The sequence below is a fragment of the Chryseobacterium culicis genome, assembly GCF_900108365.1.
Lineage (GTDB): Bacteria > Bacteroidota > Bacteroidia > Flavobacteriales > Weeksellaceae > Chryseobacterium > Chryseobacterium culicis.
The window spans coordinates 256,798-272,448 of sequence record NZ_FNWQ01000005.1 but is presented as its reverse complement, the minus strand read 5'-3'; the positions used below and the strand labels follow the sequence as shown (position 1 = coordinate 272,448).

Annotated in this window: 17 protein-coding genes and 1 tRNA gene; 12 read left to right on the top strand and 6 right to left on the bottom strand. The window is 37.4% G+C overall.

The annotated features are described in order from the left end of the window. Nucleotides 1-2: 2 nt before the first annotated feature. From BLW74_RS17960 to BLW74_RS17940, 5 genes are all read left to right on the top strand, one after another. Entirely contained in the window at nucleotides 3-380 is a 378-nt protein-coding gene (locus BLW74_RS17960) for a cyclic-phosphate processing receiver domain-containing protein (protein WP_089694639.1), read from the top strand. A gap of 6 nt (nucleotides 381-386) precedes the next feature. Next, nucleotides 387-1,403 (top strand): RNA ligase, Rnl2 family, encoded by a 1,017-nt coding sequence (locus tag BLW74_RS17955; RefSeq protein WP_089694638.1) that lies wholly within the window; start codon nucleotides 387-389, stop codon nucleotides 1,401-1,403. 186 nt (nucleotides 1,404-1,589) lie between these two features. After that, nucleotides 1,590-2,153 carry a metallophosphoesterase family protein gene (locus BLW74_RS17950; RefSeq protein ID WP_089694744.1) on the top strand — a complete coding sequence of 188 codons (564 nt, stop codon included), beginning with the start codon at nucleotides 1,590-1,592 and terminating at the stop codon, nucleotides 2,151-2,153. A 79-nt stretch (nucleotides 2,154-2,232) separates the two neighbouring features. Beyond that, nucleotides 2,233-2,775, top strand: a complete 543-nt coding sequence (locus BLW74_RS17945) for a 3'-5' exonuclease (protein WP_089694636.1) — start codon at nucleotides 2,233-2,235, stop codon at nucleotides 2,773-2,775. Nucleotides 2,776-2,886: 111 nt separating this feature from the next. Further along, nucleotides 2,887-3,438, top strand: coding sequence for a 3'-5' exonuclease (locus tag BLW74_RS17940; protein WP_089694634.1), 552 nt, complete (start codon nucleotides 2,887-2,889; stop codon nucleotides 3,436-3,438). Between the two features lie 59 nt (nucleotides 3,439-3,497). On the opposite strand, the gene BLW74_RS17935 is transcribed toward BLW74_RS17940, so the two are convergent. The 3 genes from BLW74_RS17935 to BLW74_RS17925 are packed head-to-tail and all read right to left on the bottom strand — an operon-like array spanning nucleotide 3,498 to nucleotide 5,159. After that, entirely contained in the window at nucleotides 3,498-4,385 is an 888-nt protein-coding gene (locus BLW74_RS17935) for an alpha/beta fold hydrolase (RefSeq protein ID WP_089694632.1), read from the bottom strand. Nucleotides 4,386-4,387: 2 nt separating this feature from the next. Continuing rightward, nucleotides 4,388-4,726 carry a GIY-YIG nuclease family protein gene (locus tag BLW74_RS17930; RefSeq protein ID WP_089694742.1) on the bottom strand — a complete coding sequence of 113 codons (339 nt, stop codon included), beginning with the start codon at nucleotides 4,724-4,726 and terminating at the stop codon, nucleotides 4,388-4,390. 7 nt (nucleotides 4,727-4,733) lie between these two features. Then, nucleotides 4,734-5,159 (bottom strand): MarR family winged helix-turn-helix transcriptional regulator, encoded by a 426-nt coding sequence (locus tag BLW74_RS17925; RefSeq protein WP_089694630.1) that lies wholly within the window; start codon nucleotides 5,157-5,159, stop codon nucleotides 4,734-4,736. A 514-nt stretch (nucleotides 5,160-5,673) separates the two neighbouring features. On the opposite strand from BLW74_RS17925, the gene BLW74_RS17920 reads away from it, so the two are divergent. The 3 genes from BLW74_RS17920 to BLW74_RS17910 all read left to right on the top strand — a co-directional run bounded on the left by BLW74_RS17920 (nucleotide 5,674) and on the right by BLW74_RS17910 (nucleotide 10,458). Further along, nucleotides 5,674-6,306 (top strand): hypothetical protein, encoded by a 633-nt coding sequence (locus BLW74_RS17920; RefSeq protein WP_139265767.1) that lies wholly within the window; start codon nucleotides 5,674-5,676, stop codon nucleotides 6,304-6,306. Between the two features lie 107 nt (nucleotides 6,307-6,413). Then, nucleotides 6,414-9,110: a DUF6493 family protein gene (locus tag BLW74_RS17915; RefSeq protein ID WP_089694626.1), complete on the top strand. Its 2,697-nt coding sequence runs from the start codon at nucleotides 6,414-6,416 to the stop codon at nucleotides 9,108-9,110. Nucleotides 9,111-9,114: 4 nt separating this feature from the next. Continuing rightward, complete coding sequence (locus BLW74_RS17910) at nucleotides 9,115-10,458, top strand: SWIM zinc finger family protein (protein ID WP_089694624.1); 1,344 nt, start codon at nucleotides 9,115-9,117, stop codon at nucleotides 10,456-10,458. A gap of 92 nt (nucleotides 10,459-10,550) precedes the next feature. Here the strand turns inward: BLW74_RS17910 and BLW74_RS17905 are convergent, their stop codons facing one another. After that, on the bottom strand, nucleotides 10,551-11,003 hold the full coding sequence (locus BLW74_RS17905; protein WP_089694622.1) for a VOC family protein: 453 nt from the start codon (nucleotides 11,001-11,003) through the stop codon (nucleotides 10,551-10,553). A 391-nt stretch (nucleotides 11,004-11,394) separates the two neighbouring features. On the opposite strand from BLW74_RS17905, the gene BLW74_RS17900 reads away from it, so the two are divergent. From BLW74_RS17900 to BLW74_RS22525, 4 genes are all read left to right on the top strand, one after another. Then, the gene (locus BLW74_RS17900; RefSeq protein WP_089694620.1) at nucleotides 11,395-12,912 is read left to right on the top strand and encodes a TROVE domain-containing protein; all 1,518 of its coding nucleotides are present in this window, start codon (nucleotides 11,395-11,397) and stop codon (nucleotides 12,910-12,912) included. A gap of 181 nt (nucleotides 12,913-13,093) precedes the next feature. Then, nucleotides 13,094-13,621 (top strand): DUF6584 family protein, encoded by a 528-nt coding sequence (locus tag BLW74_RS17895; protein WP_089694619.1) that lies wholly within the window; start codon nucleotides 13,094-13,096, stop codon nucleotides 13,619-13,621. A gap of 342 nt (nucleotides 13,622-13,963) precedes the next feature. Next, entirely contained in the window at nucleotides 13,964-14,203 is a 240-nt protein-coding gene (locus BLW74_RS17890) for a phosphate ABC transporter substrate-binding protein (protein WP_089694617.1), read from the top strand. Then, nucleotides 14,163-14,261, top strand: a tRNA-OTHER gene (locus BLW74_RS22525). Before BLW74_RS17890 ends, BLW74_RS22525 begins: the two co-directional genes overlap by 41 nt. A 609-nt stretch (nucleotides 14,262-14,870) precedes the next feature. Here the strand turns inward: BLW74_RS22525 and BLW74_RS17880 are convergent. After that, entirely contained in the window at nucleotides 14,871-15,176 is a 306-nt protein-coding gene (locus BLW74_RS17880) for a helix-turn-helix domain-containing protein (protein WP_228424955.1), read from the bottom strand. 43 nt (nucleotides 15,177-15,219) lie between these two features. Further along, complete coding sequence (locus BLW74_RS17875; protein WP_089694611.1) at nucleotides 15,220-15,648, bottom strand: helix-turn-helix domain-containing protein; 429 nt, start codon at nucleotides 15,646-15,648, stop codon at nucleotides 15,220-15,222. Nucleotides 15,649-15,651: the final 3 nt, after the last annotated feature.

The following is a 15,651-nucleotide window of genomic DNA, read 5'->3' as shown; positions in this document are numbered from 1 at the left end:
TCATGGAAAAAACAAAAAGATTATTATTTCTGGATGATATAAGATACCCGATTGAGGCTTATCATTATACCAAACAGGATATGTTCCTCAGAAGCGACTGGCACATTGTTCGTAATTACGAGCAGTTTGTCAACAGGATTTTGGAAAAAGGACTTCCGGAAATGATCTCTTTTGACCATGATCTTGCAGACGAACACTATTTGGAAGAAGATTCTCATGAATTTGTTGAAAAAACAGCTTATGAATGCGCCAAATGGCTGGTAGAATATTGCATGGACCATCATCTGGATCTTCCAAAATTCTATTGTCACTCCATGAATCCGGTAGGAAAGGAAAATATCTTAAGCCTGCTGGAAAATTTTAAAACGATTAAAAACTAAAACAAAATGATTTTCAAAACATATAACGCTATAGAAAATGCTTACCAGGCCCGCGTGATCGAACAGATCAGGATTCAGGGTTTTGGGGATGAGGTTTTCATCGTACAGGAAAAAGTTCACGGAGCTAATTTCTCTTTCTTTACCGACGGAAAGGAAATTAAAATCGCGAAGAGAACTGCTTTCATCGAAAAAGATGAGAAATTTTTCAATGCCCATCAGATGTTGGAACGTTACAGAAAAAATGTAATAGAAGTGTTTCAAAAAGTGAAAACCATCCATCCGGATGTGGAAACTGTAGTCATCTACGGTGAATTGTTCGGTGGCGGTTACAAACATAAAGGTGTAGAACCCGTAAAAGATGCCGTGAAGGTACAGAAAGGTATTGACTATGCACCTTACAACGAATTTTACGCTTTCGATATTAAACTGAATGGGATTACCTATCTGGATACCGAAGTGGTCAATCAGATTTTTGAAGAGACCGGATTTTTCTATGCCAAAATTTTGTTTCAGGGAACACTGGAAGAAGCTTTGATGTTCCCTAATGTTTTCAATTCACAAATTCCGGCCTGGCTGGGACTACCTGAATTGGAGAACAATATGTGCGAAGGAACGATCATAAAAACTTTGAAAACCAGATACTTTGGAAATGGAGCCAGAATCATTCTGAAAAATAAGAATGAGAAATGGGTAGAAAAGTCCAAAATGGTTAAAAAAGAAGCTAAAACTGTTCATAAACAGGTTCACTTCAGCGAAAAAGCACAGGAAATCTGGGAAGAAATCCAGAATTATGCTACTGTAAACAGGTTAAATAATGTAGTAAGCAAAATCGGCGAATTCGAACCTAAAATGATAGGTAAGGTAATTGGCCTTTTTTCACAGGATATTTTAGAAGACTTCCAAAAGGACTTCCCGGCAGCTTTCAAAGCTATTGAAAAAGAAGAGCAGAAAAGGATCAACAAAAAGTTGAATTCTTTAGTCATTGATTTTATAAAAGAAGAGTTGATGACTCTTAAAGTGTAGTTTCGGTAATTTTTTACCGAAACTTTTTTATGTATAATAAATAACTACTCAAGTCGGAAGAACGAAAACACTTCATTTTATTAAAGAGAAATAGAACTAATGAAAGTGTGAAAATTCCCATCCTTTGGAGGGGTGGCGAAAATTCAAAGAATTTTTGACGCGGTGGTTTTAAAAAAAAATAAAAAAATGAAACCCAATATATTTTTTACAGCGGACCATCATTTTGGTCATGAGAATATTATCAAGTTTTCAGAGAGACCCTTTGAATCGCTGGACCATATGAATGAAGAACTTATTAAAAGATGGAACGAAAAAGTTGAACCAGGTGATACGGTCTACCATCTTGGCGACATGAGCTTAGGCAAACCGGACTTTACAAAAGAGATTTTAGACCGGTTAAACGGCAATATCCATCTCATCAAAGGCAATCACGAAGGAGCTGCTCTAACTTATCCAAAGCGGTTTGCCTCCATCAGAGACTACCACGAACTGAGGATTGATGAGCCGGATGAAAGCAATGGTAAACAGAAAATCATTCTTTTCCATTATGCCATGCGTACCTGGAATGGCTCACACCGAGGGGTATGGCAGTTATACGGTCATTCGCACGGAACACTGCCGGATGATGAAATGGCACTCAGTTTTGACGTTGGAGTAGACTGCCACAATTTTTATCCGGTCTCCTACGAAGAAGTCAAAGAACTGATGAAGAGGAAAAAGTGGAACCCTCCATTTCCTCCCAGAAACTAACAATTAACAATGAAGAGAAAGAAGAAGGGTAGAAGATATAGCCGTCCAGCTAACTTCTAAGCTTCTGACTTCCAAAAACATGAAAACAACCAATGAGATCATAATCATCGACCTGGAAGCAACATGTTGGGAAAACGACAGAATTCCCATAGGGCAGAAAGTCGATATTATAGAAATAGGAATTTGCAAACTAAACTTAACGTCAAAAGCAATTTCCCAGAAACAAAGCATCTATGTAATTCCTGAAAGGTCAGAAATCAACGGTTTCTGTACGGATCTGACAGGAATTACTCCGCAGCTGATAGGAGAAAAAGGAATCTATTTTGAAGAAGCCTGCGAAATAATCAGAGATCAGTATCATTCTGCACCGCTTACATGGGCAGGATATGGAAACTTTGATGGCGGGCAGATCATAGAGCAGTGCGATTGGCTCGGGATCCCCAATCCTTTTTCAGGAAATTATATGAATGTGATGTATGAATTCAAAAAATATTTCAATCTGCACAGGCAAATTGGCCTTAAAAGAGCGCTGAGCTATCTGAATATGGATTTTGAAGGCACCCATCACAGCGGAGCAGACGATGCTTATAACACAGCCAGAATTTTAAGTAAAATTCTGTAAATAAGTATAGGTTGGAAAACTGAAGCTGGTGGCTGGAAGTAAATTACATACAGTAAAACTTCCCTCTTCCCGTGTCCGTCTTCCATACTTTAACAATTTAATTTTAAACAAGTGAAAACTACAGAAAATATATTAATAGTAGACCTTGAAGCAACATGCTGGGAAAACCGGCCGCCAAGAGGTCAGGAAAGTGAGATCATTGAAATAGGGGTATGCATCATGAATGCAAAAACCGGTAAGATCTCTAAAAATGAAGGGATTTTAGTAAAACCTCAATATTCAAAAGTAAGTCCGTTCTGTACGGAGCTCACCACCCTTACCCAGAATATGCTGGATCATGAAGGAATCATGCTGGATGATGCTTTTGATATCCTGAGAGCAGAATATGATTCGGAAGAACTGACCTGGGCAAGCTACGGAAACTATGACCTGAATATGCTTAAGGATCAGGCAAGAAGATTCTACACAGATTATCCGATGAGTGATGACCACATCAACGTAAAGACCTTATTCGGAGAAATTCATCCTACCATCAGGAAGAGTGTCGGGATGAACAGAGCTTTGGGTGAACTGGGAATGACTTTAGAAGGTACCCACCACAGAGGTGTAGATGATGCCAAAAACATTGCAAAGATTCTGCACTGGTGCCTGAAGAATTATTAAAAAATCTCAAATAACGATTGCAAAATGAAGACTGTCTCAAATGATGAGGCAGTCTTTTTTTATTTTGTCAGATCAGAAATCCTGTCACAGATAAAACCATAAAGCTCCACAGGGATAGAATGTCCCATTCCTTCTATAACAACCCATTCAGCAGACGGAATACAGTCTGCAATATCTTTTCCGCAGTCAGGATGAAAGATCAGATCGTCTGTTCCATGAATAACCAAAGCCGGAGCAGCTATTTTCTTTAACATATCAACATTATACTGAAAAGAGCCCATCGCTAAAAGCTGTCGTATAATTCCGTTTTTTGTCTTTGATCGGGTAAGTTCCTCCTCGAGAAAAGCTTTTTCCTGATCCGGATCAAAAGCATATCCCGAACCTGAAATTTTCTCTGCAAAATGTATTTTTTTTCTCAAATATTCCTGTTTGTGGACAACAGGATCAGGATATACCTGTGTCATCATGGCCATCACTTCCGGATCTGGCTTGGGAAGAGCAGGATTTAAAGATGTTGACATCATGATTGTTAATGATAAAACTCTGTCAGGGTAATAAGAACCCAGAAGCTGAGCAATAATTCCCCCCATGGAACGCCCCGCAACATGGGCTTTTTTTATCTTTAAATGGTCAAGTAAGCCTATAACATCATTCGCCATATCCATTAGAGAATAAGGAATGCGTTCATTGCTGAATTCAGCAAAAACCTCTTCAATGCCTTTATCAGAAGGAATTTCTTTTTTAGTGTTAAAAACAGAACTCCCGGAATCCCTGTTGTCAAAACGGATCACCCTGAAGCCTTTTTCAACCAGCAGATTGCAGAACGCAATATCCCAGCGGATCATCTGACTTCCTAGGCCGGGAATCAAAACGAGAGTATGCTGATGACCATCTCCAAAGATCTCATAGCAAAGATCAACCTCTTTTAGGCGTACAGTTTTCATCATAATTAATATAATACGCGGTTACTTTCTGATAAAAAAACCTGTTCAGCCTTCTTTATCTCCTGGCGATAGTTGATATACTCATTGTTTTGATCAGGGACAGTCACGGCAAATTCAAAAATAAAACCATCACTTCCCAATTCATTCCAATCCTTTTGTAATTGCTGATGTTCAAACATTCCGCAGTTTAAAAGAAACTTCATTTTGTTCACCAGCGCTTCCAGATGTAAAGAAGGCTGCACATACTGTTTGCCATTTAACGTATTGATAACAGAAAGAACTCCCATCGTTGTTTTGTAATCCTTTGCTTTTTCTCTCAGCTGTTTCTTTAATGTATTTTTCATGTTTTCATTATTGTATATTTCCTCCGAGATCATAGAGAAGCTCATTGATCATTTTTAAAGATTTACCCTTTTTAGAGGAAAGAATTTCTTTCGTAATATGCTCAGCGCTTAGTCTGGCCTCCTCAAATATCTTTTTACCGGTAGGCGTGATCACCACATAGCTTACACGGGCATCCCTTTCATTAGCTTCTCTGGCTATCAGCCCGATTTTCTCCAGCGGATTTAATAACCGGGTTATTCCTGATGCCGTAAGACCTGTTTTTTCTGCAAGGTCTATTCTCCGCATTCTGCTTTCCGATGAAGAATGGAGAATATAAAGTATCACAAAGTCATTGAATCCCAGGCCATGAACGCTGAGAGAGTCAAACTTTCTGGAGATTACAGATTGCAGCTTATTGATGTTGATCAAAAATAATAATTCTGTGCTTATCATTGAAAAGTATTTGAGTTATCAAGTATTTATATTTTGCAAATATATAAAATTTAGCGAATTACAAACCTGATTTTAGTATTTTAAATAAAATTAACGTATTCGGATGGTGGAATTCTATCAGCTTTAGATTGTTGCTTTCTCAAAATTAAGACACCAAATGATGTGTAAATGTCCATATAGAAGGACTTTATATGCTTTTTTATAAATATATCTTTAAACAGGGAATTGTTTTTACAGTACGCAGAGTCTTATTGACAGGTGTTTTATTAACTTAATATTTTGTTAAAAAATTCACATTAAAGGGATAATTTACTGTCTGACAGCCATTTTTTTTTATTTTAGCAGGCAATAATAAATTTATGTGGATAGATGGAGGTTTTGAGAAAATATAGTTAAACTGAAAAATAAATAACAAACTCCTTTTTCTTGAAGAGTACATCAAAAACGTACAAAAAGAAGATTTTAGTCATTTGAAAAACAGAATCGTAAAATACATAGACAGAATATGATTTCTATGTTGATTTCTTTGATGGGCTGTAAGGCCGGAAATGAATACAAAGCAAAATCCGGAAGTGGAATAACACCGGCTTGTTTCGGCGACCCATTTTTTGAAAAAAAATATCTTCCTGAAAACATCACTTTTTTAAACATTTTATTCCATCCTGATGAGGATGTTTATGATAATGGGATGATCAGAATTTTGCATTGGAAACAGTGTTTTTCCCGTCTGTTTTTTATAGAGCAAAACAGTGAATTTTTGTTATGTCTTGATTGTCAGTGTAAAACTGGTGGAAATGGAAGATTTGAGGATACTTGGATGAAGCTGAATTTACCTTCCCGGCACTGGCTTTATTCATTCCTGTTTACGGAGCTGTTTAATAATCCTGAAATGCCCTCTGGTATGGCTTTTGAAGCCTCATTTAACAGGATAATTCCGGATAATGCGAAGAGAAAGAAACCGGGAAAAATAATCAGTGAAAAGATAAATAGAGGTTGGATATCAGTAAAGAGATTTACAGATCATGTTTTAAAGAATATCAGTCTGATTACCAGTTATAAATTTACCTGCATAAAACTGCTGATATCCATTCTTTCAGCCGTTAAGCAACCGTTTTTAACGGGAAAAGACTCTTTGATCTTTAGGTGAACGCAAAAATAAAGATCTGGTAGAACTGGCTAAATCCTTTAGTAGACTGCTTAAAGAATGGAAAAAAAGAATAACCTGAAACAAATTATACATCAAATTAGAAGCACATGAAAGAAAGACTTTATGAGATCCTTAATGAGGAAAAGATACATGAGATTATCCCCTTTCTAAAAGAGCTTAGTATTGAAGAAAGGAAAACACTGGTGCCGTCTATTAAGAAAATGGATCGTGAGATCAGTAAGATTGTAATGACCAAAAATTCCTACCATACGGCAGGATCTGTCAACCAGCATTCCATTATTGATATTGCTTCGTTTGTCTGTATGGATAAAAAAAACTTCGGTAAAAATTACTGGAGTCTCTTCCGTAACGCAGAACAGACAGAACAAATACTGGAATGGGGCTGCCCGGAATGGTTTTCAGATTTTATTAATGAATCCGTAGAAGCTGAATTTACAGCATTTAACTACAGAGATATTTTAGGATGGACGGAAAAAGGATATGTACAGCCCAAGCCTGAACTGCTGGGGCATCACCTGAGCAATTATCCGGCCGATCTTGATGATCATCCTGAAACCCTAAATACCCATTTTTGGTATTTGTGTGAATTCCCATCGAAGTCTTTACCCTTTCGTAAAGAATGGTTTCCCATTGTTCAAAAGCTCATTGCAGAGAAAAAGATTGAGAGGAAAAGGTTCCTGAGAGAGTGCCTTCTGGCTTCCAACAGGAATTTTAATAAGAATGTCACAGGCTGGTTTATGGATGCTTTTACCTCATTGAAACCCTCGGAAGAAGAATTATCTGAACTGCAGAATGAATTGCTTGCAGGATTAGCTTCCCCGCAGTCAAAAGCGGTGAATACCATCTTATCACATCTGAAAAAAATAGTGGGTACCACAGGGTTTAAACATGATGAATTTTCACATTATCTTCCTAATCTTCTCAGCTCGGAGGTGAAAACAGTAGTGGTTTCCAGTTTAGTACTTACGGAAAAAATATTTCAGAGAAAGAAAATGGATCCGGAAATGCTGGGAATGGCCTTAAGTTCTGCATTTGTAAGCAAAGATGACGGCATACAGTCGAAAGCGGCAAAGATTATTCTTAAATACATTCCGGTTTCAGAAAATATGAAACAGGCACTTTCGGATTATTCTGATAATATACTGACCAACATACGCCCACTTTTAGTAAAATATGTTGTAGAAGAACAAACGGAACTGGAAGCTATCGCTCCGGAAAAACGATTGCTGACAGGAGATGAAAATGCAGTGAAGGTACTTCAGAATTTTGAAGATCTGATGTTTTATCTTCCCTTGGCGATGGATGATCCGTACAGTTATCATTGTGATATTGCTTTGACGGGATTTATCAAATTTGCCGGTGATGCAGATGCTGAATCTGTGAAACTGTTGGAACCTGTATTTTTGAAAGCCTGTAAAACGATTTCGAAATGGGAAGTTCCTTATCTGAATGTTTTACTGTGCAATGCCATTATTAATTACGGAATGTCCTTGCTGGAAAAATATCCTGTTCAGCTTAAAAATCTGGAAAAAATATACCAGAAAACTAAAGAAGAAGAAACTGCCAGAGAATCCTATTCAACGTATCAGAAAAAGCTGGGACCAATGGGAGAGGTAGGTGCAGATTGTCCCGCAAGACAGGCGTTTAAGGAAATTGCAGTGTATGCTATGGAAAAAATAAAATCCGGCGATCATATTCCTCTGCTATTTCCGATCACCCATGCGCCATGCTGGATTTCTCCGTTAATTTTGGTAGAAAGACTGGAAAGCTATCAGAATAACAATGTAGAGCCCCATCATCTGGATATTCAGCTGGCGCTGCAAAGATGCGCATTAGATGATACCTCAAAAGCGACTGAAGAAGCTGAGAAAAGATTAAAAGGGGAATATAAAGAACTGCTGCTTTTTTTCTTTGGTAAAAATACAAGACCTGAAGGTGAATTTATTCATCCATCTTGGTGGATGACGGCTGGAATTACCCGTTCACCGGGGACTGTTTTTGAGGAGTTCCGGAATTTCGGATATGATACTGTACCTGTGGAATTCTTTTCAGGTGCTTATCAATGGAAAACTATTGACAGTAAGAAAAATTCCTACTACCCGGTAGAGCTTAATATTGATATTCCCACATATCATATTGAAAAAAGAAAGGAATCTTTATTCATGGAGTATTTCGTTGCTGAACAGAAAGAACTCAACGAAATTCCGGCACTCCTGCTATGCTTTCCTAACACACCCGCCAATGCATTGGCAAAGGTGATCAAGCACTGTCTTTTCTATTCCGGAATTGCAGAAGTTTTTGAAAGAAACCTTGTTTTAAACACTGCCAATGCACTTTATCAAATCAAAAAACCTTTGGATGAAGTTGGATATCTGTTCTTAGGAACTATTTTTCTGGACAGTGATAAAACCATTCGGGGAACAGCAGCTGAAATATGGCTTGAACATGTTTCGTGCCAGATGATGGATAATGCATGGCTGGGAAGAGTAATCGGTTTGCATGAAAAACTGGAGTGGGCACCGGTTAAAAGATTAACGGATCTTATGCAGCATCATATGCTGAATGTAAGTAAAAATCATAATATCGCTTTAGAGGAGCTGATTTCCAATATTCTGCTTCAAATGGATACACCAGTTACCAATCTGAAAAAAATTCTGGAAATCTACCATGAAGTATTGGCTTTGAATCATTCAGAAGCTCATAAAGAACTCATTAAAAAATTAAACAACTGGAAAGAAAACTCGAGCCTGAAAAAAATCTGCAATCTTCTTCTGAAAAAATAAATTTATGGAAGATACGCTTATTTACAACTATTCAGGAACTTCCTATCTGCTGGATAAAGGAAATCTTGAAGAACTATTTCTCGCGCAATACAGTGAGATACAAAAAAATACCCATGTCCCGTGTTTTTTCTGGGGAAATGTGGAGCAGCCCTTTATTTTAGCGCGATGTCTCATCTCGCTTTCCAATATTGTGAGATCCAGCTTTAGTCTTTCACCATTTCAGATGGCCCTTCTTAAAGATCCTATCGTAACGGCAGGCAATGAAAGATTAAGGTTTGAAGGATTTTCACATTGTGCAGGAGTTTATGCAAGAATAGACGTGATGCCTGATGGGCTGGATGGTGAGTTTCCGGAAAACGGAACAACAAATGTAGACTTTAATCAACCTTTGATAAACGCCTTGGGAAGTATTCGCCCCAACGAAAAAATTATGCTTTCTGTAGGTGAAAAAGAAGTGGGGTTATACAAAAATGAAGAAAGAATAATAGAAAGAAAAGTGCCTTTGCCTGCAAAATGGATCAAAGGTTTGGGAACTGTTCAGGTGTATTTATCAGAGTCGGAAAAACGTTACAGGTTCAATAAAATCCAGGCACAGCAATTATTCCGTGCCATGCCTAAAGGAGTTATAAAGACCGATTATTATCTGACTGTGAGAGGAAACAAACCCGTCTTTTCTCCCGTAAAATCTGCAGATTCTGTCTGTATTGGCGGGCTGCACAGGCTTCGTCTTTTAGAACCTCTTCTTCCTTACATTGACAGTATGCAGGTTTTTTCACATGTTCGCATGCAGTCTACCACCTGGCAGCTCTATATGGGAAATATCAGATTGAGTTTTTCTCTGTCAAGAGAATCTTGGAGAGGTTTTTCCGGAGAAGGAGCTTTATTGGAAAGCCTGCTTTCGGATGTTTCCGATGAATGGATTGATGCTTTGGATAAATACGCCTATGTCAATCAGTCTGTTAATCCTTCAAGACTTGCTCTGGAAAACAAGATCAGTCTGGACAAAACTGAAAATATTACAGCAAAGCTTGCCTCGATGGGATTGCTCGGCTATGATCTTGATGACAGGGAATTTTTCTACCGCAGACTTCCCTTTAAATTAAGCCGGATTATAGGACTGAATCCCCGTTTAAAGAATGCTGAAAAACTTATAGAAGACGGAAAAGTAGAAATTTTAAATAACAATAAAGAGAGAACAGAAGCCCGGGTAGAAGGCTCAGGTGTTCATCATACAGTAATTCTTGAAGAAGAAAGAGAACGCTGTACCTGTGATTGGTTTACAAAATACCAAGGAGAAAGAGGGCCCTGCAAACATGTATTGGCAGTAAAAAAGTTGATTACTGCTTAAAACTGCTGATGATTATCTTATTGTATTTATGAACAGCACAGAGGCGCAGAGAATGTAACTTCCTGCGCCTCTGCACTGTGTTGGGTTCTGCATTAATGGTTTGCCTGTTTCATCCATTCTTCATAGCTGAGTACTCCCAGTTCCGGTTTGCCTTCCCCCTCAAGAATAGAAATAAACTCAAGCTGGTTTCCGTCTGGATCATTAAAATAAATGGCTAATGCAGGCATCCATGCAAATACCATAGGTTCAATGCTCCCGTTTTTCAGAAAATTATAGGGTTGCAAATCCTTTTTTTTAAGAAATTCTACTGAATAATTTAGAATATCCTCCGTACTGCTGGAAAAAGCAAAATGCCGGGTCTGAAGATTTTCCTTCTGCTCCCACAGTCCCAGCATAAATTCTTTTCCCTCTCCAACCCATAAAAAGGCAATAGGTCTGGTTTCGTCTCTGTGCGCCAGTTTTAATCCGAGCACTTCTGTATAAAATTGTATTGCATTTTCAAGATTGCTTACCTGCACATGAGTCTCATAAAGTCCTTTAATCATAGCTTAAATTTTAATAACTACAAAGCTAGAAAAGGCTTACCATAAAAAGCAGGATAGGCGATTTCTTTATTGAAAATGAATGATAGAAGGATTTTATAATAATTAATTCAATTTTATTCCCACGACATCTGTGCTATCTGTGGTTAAAATAATTTCGATATTGCATTATTCAATAGAGCTTGGCTTTAGCCCACCTAGTACATTATGCCCTTATTTTCAGACTTTAGCCAAAACTTAAAAGCAGCGTAATCCTGCACGAATCAATTTAAAAATAAAAAAATCAAAGAAAAATTATCTACGCAAAAAGGTTGCGCAATACTGTTTTTACTTTGCATCAGAAATCAGAGGAAAACAATCCTTCTTCTCATGTTGAATAATAAAAACAGTAACCATGAAATTTAATTTTTTAAAAAAAGAAAGTAAAGCAGTTCTTAACTACGAAGGTGCAAAAGCTTACAGCATGACGCCTGCAGAAGAATTATATAGTGCTGTTGTAACAACAGGACTGTCAGATGCCAACTATGAAAAAGGACATGACAGATTAGAAAGAATACAGTCTCTGATCAAAAAAAATGAACCAGAATTTGTGGCAAAGCTCGCTGTATATGCAAGGAAAGATATGTACCTAAGATCTATTCCATTGGTTTTGACGGCCGAATTGGCAAAGCAGACCTCAGGTACAGACCTTGTAAGCAAAACAGTAGATGGAGTTGTTCAAAGAGCAGATGAAATCACGGAATTGCTGGCATATTACCAGTTGGCCAACAAAAGAACAGATGTGAAGAAACTGAACAGGCTTTCAAAGCAGATTCAGAAAGGGCTGGTAAAATCATTCAATAAATTTGATGAATACCAGTTTGCAAAATACAACAGAAAAGCGGAGGTAACTTTAAAAGATGCGTTGTTTCTGGTTCATCCAAAAGCTAAAGATGAAAATCAACAGGCTGTTTTTAACAAAATTGCGAACAATACACTCGAAACCCCTTATACATGGGAAGTGGAGCTTTCCGTTTTAGGACAGACGAAATTTGCAGATGATGCCGAGAGAAAACTTGCCTTCAAAAACAAATGGGAAGAATTGATCTTCAGTAATAAACTGGGATATATGGCAACCATGAGAAACCTGAGAAATATCCTGGAGGCTAAAGTTTCGCCTGATGCAATGAATAAAGTATGCGCCTATCTTTCCGATGAAAGAGCAGTATCCAATTCAAAACAGCTTCCATTCAGGTTTCTGGCAGCTTACAGAGAGTTAAAGAATATTGATTCTCCTTATCTTTCCTCAGTACTGGAAGCATTGGAAAATGCTGTGGTGGTGAGTGCCGGAAATATCAAAGGCTTTGGCTTTGACACTTCAGTAGTGATCGCTGCGGATGTGTCCGGTTCTATGCAGAAAGCGGTTTCCGGCAAAAGTGAAATTTTGCTGTATGATATCGGTTTGCTGATGTCTATGATCCTGCAGTCACAGTGTAAAAACGTGGTAACGGGTATCTTCGGTAACCGTTGGCTGAGAGTTCCAATGCCGAAAAACGGTATTTTGAATAACGTGGATGCATTCTACAAACGTGAAGGTGAAGTAGGATATTCTACCAATGGCTACCTGGTAATCGAAGACCTGATCAAAAGAAAAGAACAGGTGGATAAAGTAATGCTTTTCACGGATACCCAGCTATGGGATAGCATAGGAAACAGAAACTCCTTTGAAGATACCTGGAAAAAGTACAAGGCCATTGCTCCTCATGCAAAGCTGTATATTTTTGACCTGGCAGGTTATGGTACGCAGCCGCTTGATATCGGGAAAGATGATGTACACCTTATTGCAGGCTGGTCAGACAAAATTTTCGATGTACTGAATGCGTTGGAAGACAAAAAATCTGCAGTGAAAATGATTCATAAAGTAGTGCTGTAACAGGCACTGCTTTTGAAATTACAAAAAGTGAAACGAAAACTAACGCTACATATGCGCAAGTTTTAGAATTTTTAGAGAGTGTAGATTATTTTTAACCGGAGTTTCCAAGTCTTGAATTTTTGGTTCTTTTGCTTCAGGGCAAAACGAACAAATATTTAAAAATAAGACTGCTTAAAAAATTATGGAAAATTTATTGTACAGAATTGAAAAGGATCTTAAAGATGGCAGAAAGAAAAAAGCATGCGACAGATTAAGAAATATGATCAATCAGTTTCCTAATGACCTTTCCTTGAGAAAAAAGCTGGGGCAGATTTATTTTGAAGCAGGATTTCTGGATGAAGCAGGCAAATTCTGGATTCTGTCAGCGCCGGAGAATGATGAAATGAAAAAAGCTGTAGAGCTGTACACAAAATCGTTAAGCCATTCAGGAAGTGCAATTTTGAAAGATATTGTTTTCAGGGGTGACAAAGATTTTCTAGATGAATATGCATTGAAAGTGATCACTGAACTGGAAAAAGATAGTGTAAGGGTTACAAAACATATTCCTGTTTTTAAAACCAAAACCAGAGAAAAAGGAAATTATTCAGAAACTCAAACAGGTTTTTTAAGTAAAATCGTAATTTGTTTAGTTATTGGACTTGTTATATTAGTTCCTGTATTAGGAATTGTTAAACTTTTTGAAATAATTTCATCATTATTTTCTCAATAAAATCATACTACGTAAAAAGATTGCGTACCTGCAGTATAATTTTGCAGTGTTAATAATACCGGTGCCGTTCGAAAGACCTACTTCAATTTCACACTGACAGAGTCTTTCACCAGATTGCCCGGTAGCTAACCAATGTCGTTCATAAGAGTTCCATCATCAAACTTTTAATTTGAATCGAATCAAAAACTCTTATCCATTGTTACTTGGTTTTTAATAAAAAAGCAACTGCGAAAATAGAATGCGCAGTAACAACACAAATTTGTAAAAGAAAAACTAATTACTATGAATAATTATAAAACAGATTTAAAAGAAGCTGTGTATTGAGTTTAATACTCAATACTTATGAAAAAAGCTAAAATGCTAAGACAAAAATTCGGATGTAATGAATACGGATTAATTGACTTTCCAAAGAAAATTTCCGGTGTAAGGATCTCAAGATTAATCTACGGGAATGATATGGGTTGCTCGTATTGTTTTCCGCACGGTTATGAAGTGGTTAATGCAACGTATACAAAATTCCAGCGAAACTGGAAGAAATATAGAAAAGTGCAATGGAAAAATTATAATCAGGTGTCGTCTTAGAATCATACTTCGAGATTGAATAAACATTGGGTCGCAGGTTCGAATCCTGCCTTTTCCCTCGAAAAGGAGAAGTAGCTCAGCAGGTAGAGCAAATGCACGGAAGATTCTGAAAAAATATTACCTTGATTGTATAAAGAGTGCCGTAGAGAAGACCTGCTTCGGTTTAATTTGGTTCGACTCCAAAAGGTCATGGAAATGATCTTGTAAAAGTCTTTTCGGATCTTGCCTCTTGTATTTTAAAAACAAACAAGTGCCGTAGAAAAATGTTACTTCGCTCATCACGACGGGGTCACGGGTTCGAGTCCCGTCTCTTCCACAACAAAAACACATCTGTAAAGGAAGAGTAGCTCAGCTGGTTAGAGCACGACTGCATTATTCGCCTGCTGCCTTGTTTTATACGGATACGGAAAGCCGGAAGTGGGACGTTGAAAGATATCTTTGTATATAATTTTCTATAAAGTCACAGATTTTCAGACTTTAATCTTTCTTCTTCCCACTCCCAGCTTCTTTATATGACCATTCAAAAGTGTCGTTAGGAAAAATACATCGTAGCATAATTAGGGGAGGAATAGCGAAGCCGGTTGATTCGGCAAGGCTATCCGGTTCGACTCCGGCACACGCAGCCCAGTTTTTCCTTTTTATTACCTTTTTAAAAATGCCGGTTAGATTATTTACCGGCATTTTTTATTGTATTGTCAAGTTCTTCTTCAAACATAAGCTTCCATTTGGAAAGTGTAGTTCTGCTTATTTTATATTTTCTAGACATATAACTTGTGGAGTGGCCATGCTTTTTCTGATACTGCAGTAATTTCAGCATAGTCTGCCTGTCATAGGTTTTGAGCTTTTGGTTTTCTCTGGATTGCTTGAACAGCTTTTCGTTGAATTTAAGAACATCCTCACTTGTATGAAGTTTTTCGAGCAGTTCTTTGATTTTTGGATCTTTAAGCTTTTCAGGATATTCTATTGTAAGCATATCCTGATATATTTTTTTGTAATTGGGACGCATTTTTATATGTTTATCCGTTTGTATTCTCACCTTTCTGAAGCCATCTGTGCAACGTGCTTTTCGGGATAGAATATTCCTTAATCACTTCGCTTTGGGTCATTTCACCGGAAAGAATTCTTTTCAGAATAAAGTCTTTGATTTCCTGTGTGTAAATATTTTTCCTGAAATAGGGCGTTTTTTCGGATTTCTGCTGGTTTTTATTAATGGCAGAAGGAGGTGCATATAAAATTAAGTGTGAACTGTAGAGTCTGAAAAAATCGTATTCCAATAATTTGCTCCATCTAAGGAGAAGATCTGTGTCCATTGATCTGCTGTCATACATCATTTCAACAGTACTTTCATCTTTACCTAAAAATTTGCATATCCTCTCCGTTGTTATTTCATTTTCGTCTACTCTTTCCTTAATAAACTTTCCAATATGGATTTCTTTATATAACATTTT